The sequence below is a fragment of the Actinomadura napierensis genome, from assembly GCF_039529375.1.
In the GTDB taxonomy this organism is placed as follows: Bacteria; Actinomycetota; Actinomycetes; order Streptosporangiales; family Streptosporangiaceae; genus Spirillospora; species Spirillospora napierensis.
Genome location: NZ_BAAAMR010000219.1, coordinates 1 through 5,978, shown reverse-complemented (window position 1 = coordinate 5,978; position 5,978 = coordinate 1). Strand labels below are relative to the sequence as shown.

Annotated in this window: 6 protein-coding genes; 1 reads left to right on the top strand and 5 read right to left on the bottom strand. The window is 74.2% G+C overall.

Annotated elements, in window-relative coordinates:
- A partial coding sequence (locus tag ABD296_RS48655) for an AfsR/SARP family transcriptional regulator (protein WP_344285117.1) occupies window positions 1–621 on the top strand: 621 nt, incomplete at its 5' end.
- Window positions 622–635: 14 nt separating this feature from the next.
- On the opposite strand, the gene ABD296_RS48650 is transcribed toward ABD296_RS48655, so the two are convergent.
- The 5 genes from ABD296_RS48650 to ABD296_RS48630 form a co-directional block, all read right to left on the bottom strand.
- Window positions 636–2,036: an aldehyde dehydrogenase (NADP(+)) gene (locus ABD296_RS48650; protein WP_344285114.1), complete on the bottom strand. Its 1,401-nt coding sequence runs from the start codon at window positions 2,034–2,036 to the stop codon at window positions 636–638.
- Window positions 2,033–3,520: an amino acid permease gene (locus tag ABD296_RS48645; protein WP_344285112.1), complete on the bottom strand. Its 1,488-nt coding sequence runs from the start codon at window positions 3,518–3,520 to the stop codon at window positions 2,033–2,035. The genes ABD296_RS48650 and ABD296_RS48645 overlap by 4 nt, the downstream gene beginning before the upstream one ends.
- 126 nt (window positions 3,521–3,646) lie before the next feature.
- Complete coding sequence (locus ABD296_RS48640; protein WP_344285109.1) at window positions 3,647–4,648, bottom strand: proline racemase family protein; 1,002 nt, start codon at window positions 4,646–4,648, stop codon at window positions 3,647–3,649.
- The gene (locus ABD296_RS48635) at window positions 4,648–5,577 is read right to left on the bottom strand and encodes a dihydrodipicolinate synthase family protein (RefSeq protein WP_344285106.1); all 930 of its coding nucleotides are present in this window, start codon (window positions 5,575–5,577) and stop codon (window positions 4,648–4,650) included. Before ABD296_RS48635 ends, ABD296_RS48640 begins: the two co-directional genes overlap by 1 nt.
- The coding region (locus tag ABD296_RS48630; protein ID WP_344285103.1) for a (2Fe-2S)-binding protein at window positions 5,574–5,978 on the bottom strand (405 nt) is incomplete at its 5' end. The genes ABD296_RS48635 and ABD296_RS48630, both read right to left, overlap by 4 nt.

Here is a 5,978-nt window from a genome sequence, read left to right as displayed (position 1 = left end):
GAGCGGCTCGCCCGGGAGGGCGGCGCGGCGGCCCGCGCGGGCGACGACGCCCGCGCAGCCCGGCTGCTGCGGCAGGCCGCCGCGGCCTGGCGCGGTGAGGACGCCTACGCCGGCGTCCCGGACGTGCCGCTGGTGCGGGCCGAGGCGCAGCGCCTCGCCGAGGCCCGGTTCGCGGCGCTGCGCGACCGGATCGACGCGGAGCTGCGGCTCGGCCGGCACGCGGCGCTGGTGCCGGAACTGTCGGAGCTGGCGGCGCGGCATCCGCTGCGCGAGGAGCTGTGGGCGCGGCTGATGACGGCGCTGTACCGGTCCGGGCGGCAGGCGGACGCGCTGCGCGCCCTCGGCTACGCGCGGCGCGTCCTGGCCGAGGAGGCCGGCCTGGACCCGGGCCCGGGCCTGCGGGAGCTGCAGCGGGCGATCCTGGCGGCCGACCCCGCCCTGGCCCCGCCGGTGCGCCCGGCCGAGATCCTCGACCGGTTCATGCGCGCGCTGGACGCCGACCTCCCGGCCGAGGACGCCGAGAAGGACGCGCTGTGCCACAGTATCCTCGCCGGCCGCCGCCTCATCGCCGCGCTGGACGACGCGGCCGGCGAGCTGCTGCGCGCGCTCGACGCCCGATGACGCCTCTGCCCTGATCAGTGGAGGGTCTGCGGGACCTTCCACGGGTTGTCGTCGCGCAGCGGCGGCGGCAGCAGGTCCTGCGGCCAGCCCTGGAACGCGACCGGGCGCAGGAACCGCTCGATCGCGGCCGTGCCGACCGACGTGGTGGCCGGCGCGGTCGTGGCCGGGTACGGTCCGCCGTGCTGCATCGCGTAGCTGACCGAAACGCCGGTGGGCCACTGGTTCCACAGCACCCGCCCGCTGCGGCCGGCGAGGACGGCGGTGAGCGCGGCGAGGTCGCCGGTCTCGTCCTGCTCGGCGTGCAGGGACGTGGTGAGCTGGCCCGGCAGCGCGGCGATCACGTCAGCGACGTCGGCCAGGTCGTCGTAGGTGACGACCAGGCCGAGCGGGCCGAAGCACTCCTGCCCGGCGGCGTCGACGTCGGCGCGGAACGCCTCCAGGTCCATGGTCAGCAGGCGCGGGGCGAGGGACGTCCCGTCCTCGGGCCAGACGACGCGGCGGACGCCGGGACGGCCGCCGAGCACGTCGGAGACCGTGAGGAATCCCGACTGGATGCGGTCGTTCAGCATCGGTGCGGCGGCGATGCCGCCCAGCCGCTCGGCGATCTCGTCGACGAGCGCCGCGGGCGCGAACAGCAGGCCCGGGTTGGTGCAGAACTGGCCGGCGCCCAGGGTGAGGGACGCGGCGTAGCCCTGCGCGATCTCGTCGGCGCGCGCCTCGGCGGCGCCCGGCGTGACCACGGCCGGGTTGACGCTGCCGAGCTCGCCGAAGAACGGGATCGGGGTCGGCCGCTCGGCCGCGATCCTGGCGAGGGCGAGGCCGCCCTTCTCCGAGCCGGTGAACGCGGCACCGGCGATGCCGGGGTGCCGCAGCGCCTCGACGCCCTCCGCCTCGCCCTCGATCAGGCCGAACACCCCGTCCGGCAGCCCGGCGCCGGCGATGATCTCGGCGGTGCGGCGCGACAGCCGGGGGTGGCCGGGGTGCGCCTTGACCACGACGGGGCAGCCGGCGGCGAGCGCGGAGGCGGTGTCGCCGCCCGCGACGCTGAACGCGAACGGGAAGTTGCTCGCGGCGAACACCAGCACGGGTCCGAGCGCCGTCCGGTAGCGGCGCAGGTCGGGCCGGGGCCCGCTCGGCCACTCGGGATCGGGCCGGTCGATGCGGGCGTCGTGGAACGCGCCCTCGCGCACCTGGTCGGCGAACAGCTTCAGCTGGAAGGTGGTGCGGGTCAGCTCGCCGTTCAGGCGGACCTCGCCCAGGTGGCTCTCCTCGTCGGCGAGGGCGACCAGCTCCGCGCGGGCGGCCTCCAGCGCGTCCGCGATCGCGGTCAGGCCCTCGGCGCGCTCCTGCGGCGGGGCCGCGGCCCATCCGGCCGCGGCGGACACGGCGGCGGCGACGGCCTGGTCCGGTGTCATGAGGTGCTCCCTTCGTCCCCGGCGTGCGGGGTGGTGCGGACGGTCCCCGGTCCTCGATTCTCCACCGAGTTCCGGTATCCGTAGAACGCGTAGACGATCAGGCCTAGCGCCATCCAGACCACGAACCGGACCCAGGTGACCCAGTCGAGGTTGGCGATCAGCCAGATCGAGAAGCCGATGCCGACCAGCGGCACCAGCGGCACCCAGGGGGTGCGGAACGAGCGCGGCAGGTCGGGGCGGGTCTTCCGCATCACCATGATCGCGACGGCGACCACGATGAACGCCATCAGGATGCCGATGTTGGTGAGGTCGGCGGCCTCCTTGATCGGCAGGAATCCGGCGATGACCGCCGAGCCGATGCCGACCAGCCGGATCACCCGGTCCGGGACCTGCCGCTTCGGGTGGTTCCTGGCGAAGTAGGCGGGCAGCAGCCCGTCCCGGCTCATCGAGAACCAGACGCGGGTGACGGCGAGCATGTTCGCCAGCGCGGACGTCGTGATGCCGATGACGGCGCCGACCGCGACGACGGTGCCGAGGCCCGCGAGGCCGACGGAGGCGAGCGCGCTGGAGAACGGGCTCTTGACGTCGATGTGCCGGTAGTCCTGCATGCCCAGCAGCACGATGCAGACCAGCAGGTAGATGACCGCGGCGATGGCCAGCGAGATGACGATCGCCTTCGGCAGGACCTTCTTGGCCTCGGCGCTCTCCTCGGCCGCCGCGCTCATCGCGTCGTAGCCGTACACGGCGAAGAACGTGGTGGCGGCGCCGGAGATCGCGCCGCCGATGCCGAACGGCAGGAACGGGCTGAAGTTGCCGCCGGAGATGTGGAACGCTCCCGCGATGACGACGAGCGCGACGATGCCGAGCTTGACGACGACCAGGATCGTCTCGAACCGCGCCGACTCCTTGGTCCCGCGCGACAGCACGAACGCCAGCAGCAGGCACAGCAGCGCCGCGAACAGGTCGACCCTGTGGCCGGAGCCGGTGCCGGGCGCGCCGAGCGCCCAGTGCGGGATGTCGAGGCCGACCTGGTCGAGGATGTAGCCGAGGTAGCCGGAGATGGCGATCGCGACGACCGCGACGATCGCGGTGTACTCCAGCAGCAGGTCCCAGCCGATGGCCCAGCCGATCGCCTCGCCGAGCGCGGCATAGGAGTAGGTGTAGGCGGAGCCGGCCTTCGGGATGAGCCCGGCGAACTCGGCATAGCAGAGCGCGGCGGCGCTGCTGGCGATGATGGCGATGAGGAACGAGATCATCACGCCGGGCCCGGCGTCGTCGTGCGCGACGACGCCGGCGAGCGAGAACACGCCGGCGCCGACGAGCCCGCCGAGGCTGAGCGCGACGAGCTGCCACAGGCCCATGGTGCGGCGCAGGCCGCCGGCGGTCTCCTCCTCCGAGGAGTCGACCGGCTTCAGGCGGAAGATGCCCGCGCGGGTGAACAGCCCGCCCCCGGCCGGATCGGTCGAGGGGGGTGTTTTTGGCATGGCTTGGGACATGACGGTCCCTCCCGGATGGGTCAGGGGATATCGGGGGTGGGTGTTCGGCGGCCGGTCCGGACGCGACCGGGCGCCGTGACGTCGGGTGCAGGGCCCGTACGGGGCCAGATCCCGCTAGAGGACGAAGCCCTCGGGGAAGGGATCGGCGGGGTCGAGCAGGTAGGTGGCGTTGCCGGTGATCCAGGCGCGGCCGGTGAACTCGGGGATCACCGCGGGCGTCCCGCCGGCGTCGGCGGTGCCGACGAGCCGGCCGGTGAACCGGGTGCCGATGAACGACTCGTTGACGAACTCGGTGTGCAGCGGCAGTTCCCCGCGCGCGTGCAGCTGCGCCATCCGCGCGGACGTGCCGGTGCCGCAGGGCGAGCGGTCGAACCAGCCGGGGTGGATCGCCATGGCGTTGCGGGAGCGCTTCGCGTCCGAGCCGGGGGCGAGGAACTGGACGTGCTTGCAGCCTCCGATCAGCGGGTCGCCGGGGTGCACCGGGCGGTCGGTCTCGTTGATCGCCGCCATGATCGCCAGGCCGGCCTTGAGGATGTCGTCCTTGCGGGCCCGGTCGAAGGGCAGCCCGAGCCGCTCCAGCTCGGTGATGGCGTAGAAGTTGCCGCCGTACGCCATGTCGTAGCGGACCTCGCCCAGGCCCGGCACGTCGACCACCGCGTCCTGGCGCAGCGCGAACGCCGGGACGTTGCGGAGCGTGACGTTCTCGGCGACGCCGTCGCGGACCGCGACGCGCGCCTCGACCAGCCCGGCCGGGGTGTCCAGCCGGACGATCGTCTCCGGCTCGGTCACCTCGACCATCCCGGTCTCGACCAGCACGGTCGCGACCCCGATGGTGCCGTGCCCGCACATCGGCAGGAACCCGCTGACCTCGACGTACACCACGCCCCAGTCGGCGTCCGGCCGGATGGGCGGTTGCAGCAGCGCGCCGCTCATCGCGGCGTGGCCGCGCGGCTCGTCCATCAGGAAGCGGCGCAGCCCGTCGAGGTGCTCGACGGCGTACCGGCGCCGCTCGGCCATCGTCGCGCCGGGGATCGGCGCGACGCCGCCGGTGACGACGCGGGTCGGCATGCCCTCGGTGTGCGAGTCGACCGCGCTGATCGACCGGACCGAGCGCATCAGGCGGCCTGCCGCTGCGCGAGGGCCTCGATCGCGCGGGCCATGTCGGCGGTGACGCCGGCGCGGTGCTCGTCGGTGAGCGGCCCGCGCGGCGGGCGGCACGGGCCGCCGTACCGGCCGACCTGCTCCATGCCGAGCTTGATCGCCTGGACGAACTCGGTCCGCGAGTCCCAGCGGAACGCCGCGACGAGCGGCTCGTACAGGGCGCGCGCCTCCTCCAGCTTCCCGGTGGTGGCCAGCTCGTACAGCAGCGCCGACTCGGCGGGGAACACGTTCGGGAAGCCGGCGAACCAGCCGGTGGCGCCCATCAGCAGCGCCTCCAGGGTGACGTCGTCGGCGCCGGCGACGACCTCCAGGCCGGGGGCCTTCTCCTTGATCTCCAGGACGCGGCGGACGTCGCCGGAGAACTCCTTGACCGCGACGACGCCGTCGATCTGCGCGATCTCGGCGAGCAGGTCGGGGGTGAGGTCGACCTTGGTGTCGATCGGGTTGTTGTAGACCATGACGGGCAGCCCGGCGGACGCGACGGCCTCGTAGTGGGCGACGACCTCGCCGCGGTTGGCCCGGTACATGGTCGGCGGGAGGCACAGCACGCCGTGCGCGCCGTCCTCGGCGGCGATCTCCGCCCACTGCTTCGCCTGGTGGGAGCCGGGGCCGTGCACGCCGACCACGACGACGCCGTCCTTGCCGACGGCCTCGACGGCGGTGCGGGCGACGCGGCGCCGCTCGTCGTCGGTCAGCGAGGAGTACTCGCCGAGGGAGCCGTTCGGGCCGACGCCGCGGCAGCCGTTGTCGACGAGCCAGCGGCAGTGCTCGGCGTACTTGTCGTAGTCGACGGCGAGCCCGGCGGGAGCGGTGGCGTCCTCGTAGTAGGGCAGCGCCGTCGCAACGATGACGCCGCCGAGGCTCAGGAGCTTGGTGTCGCTCATCGGGCGCTCTCTTTCTGGTCGGGGTTCTCTGTGTTCTCGGTGGGGGGACTTGCGAGCTCGCCGAGCCTGATGGGCTGGGCGATGGGCCGGTGGTGGGTATTCGCCCCGTTCACCTTGCCGGAGAGCAGTTCGGCGACCGTGGGACCGCAGACGCGGGCCTGGCACGGTCCGAGCCCGGCGCGGGTGCCGAGCCTGACCGCGCGGGCGGACCCGCCCGCCCGGTCGCCGGCCGCGCGGCACAGGGAGCCGTAGGTGGTCTCCTCGCAGCGGCAGACGACGGTCTCGTCGCGCAGCCAGCCGGGCCAGGCCGCGCCGATGGGGTGCGCGGCGGCGAGGCGGTCGGCGAACGCGCGGGCCTGGTCGCGGCGGCGGCGCGGCGCGCCGGGCTCGCGGGCGCCGGC

Excerpts from the sequence above, each read along its gene's own strand:
- ABD296_RS48645 (WP_344285112.1), bottom strand. The coding sequence starts at position 3,520 with ATGCCAAAAACACCCCCCTCGACCGATCCGGCCGGGGGCGGGCTGTTC.
- ABD296_RS48650 (WP_344285114.1), bottom strand. The coding sequence starts at position 2,036 with ATGACACCGGACCAGGCCGTCGCCGCCGCCGTGTCCGCCGCGGCCGGA.
- ABD296_RS48635 (WP_344285106.1), bottom strand. The coding sequence starts at position 5,577 with ATGAGCGACACCAAGCTCCTGAGCCTCGGCGGCGTCATCGTTGCGACG.
- ABD296_RS48640 (WP_344285109.1), bottom strand. The coding sequence starts at position 4,648 with ATGCGCTCGGTCCGGTCGATCAGCGCGGTCGACTCGCACACCGAGGGC.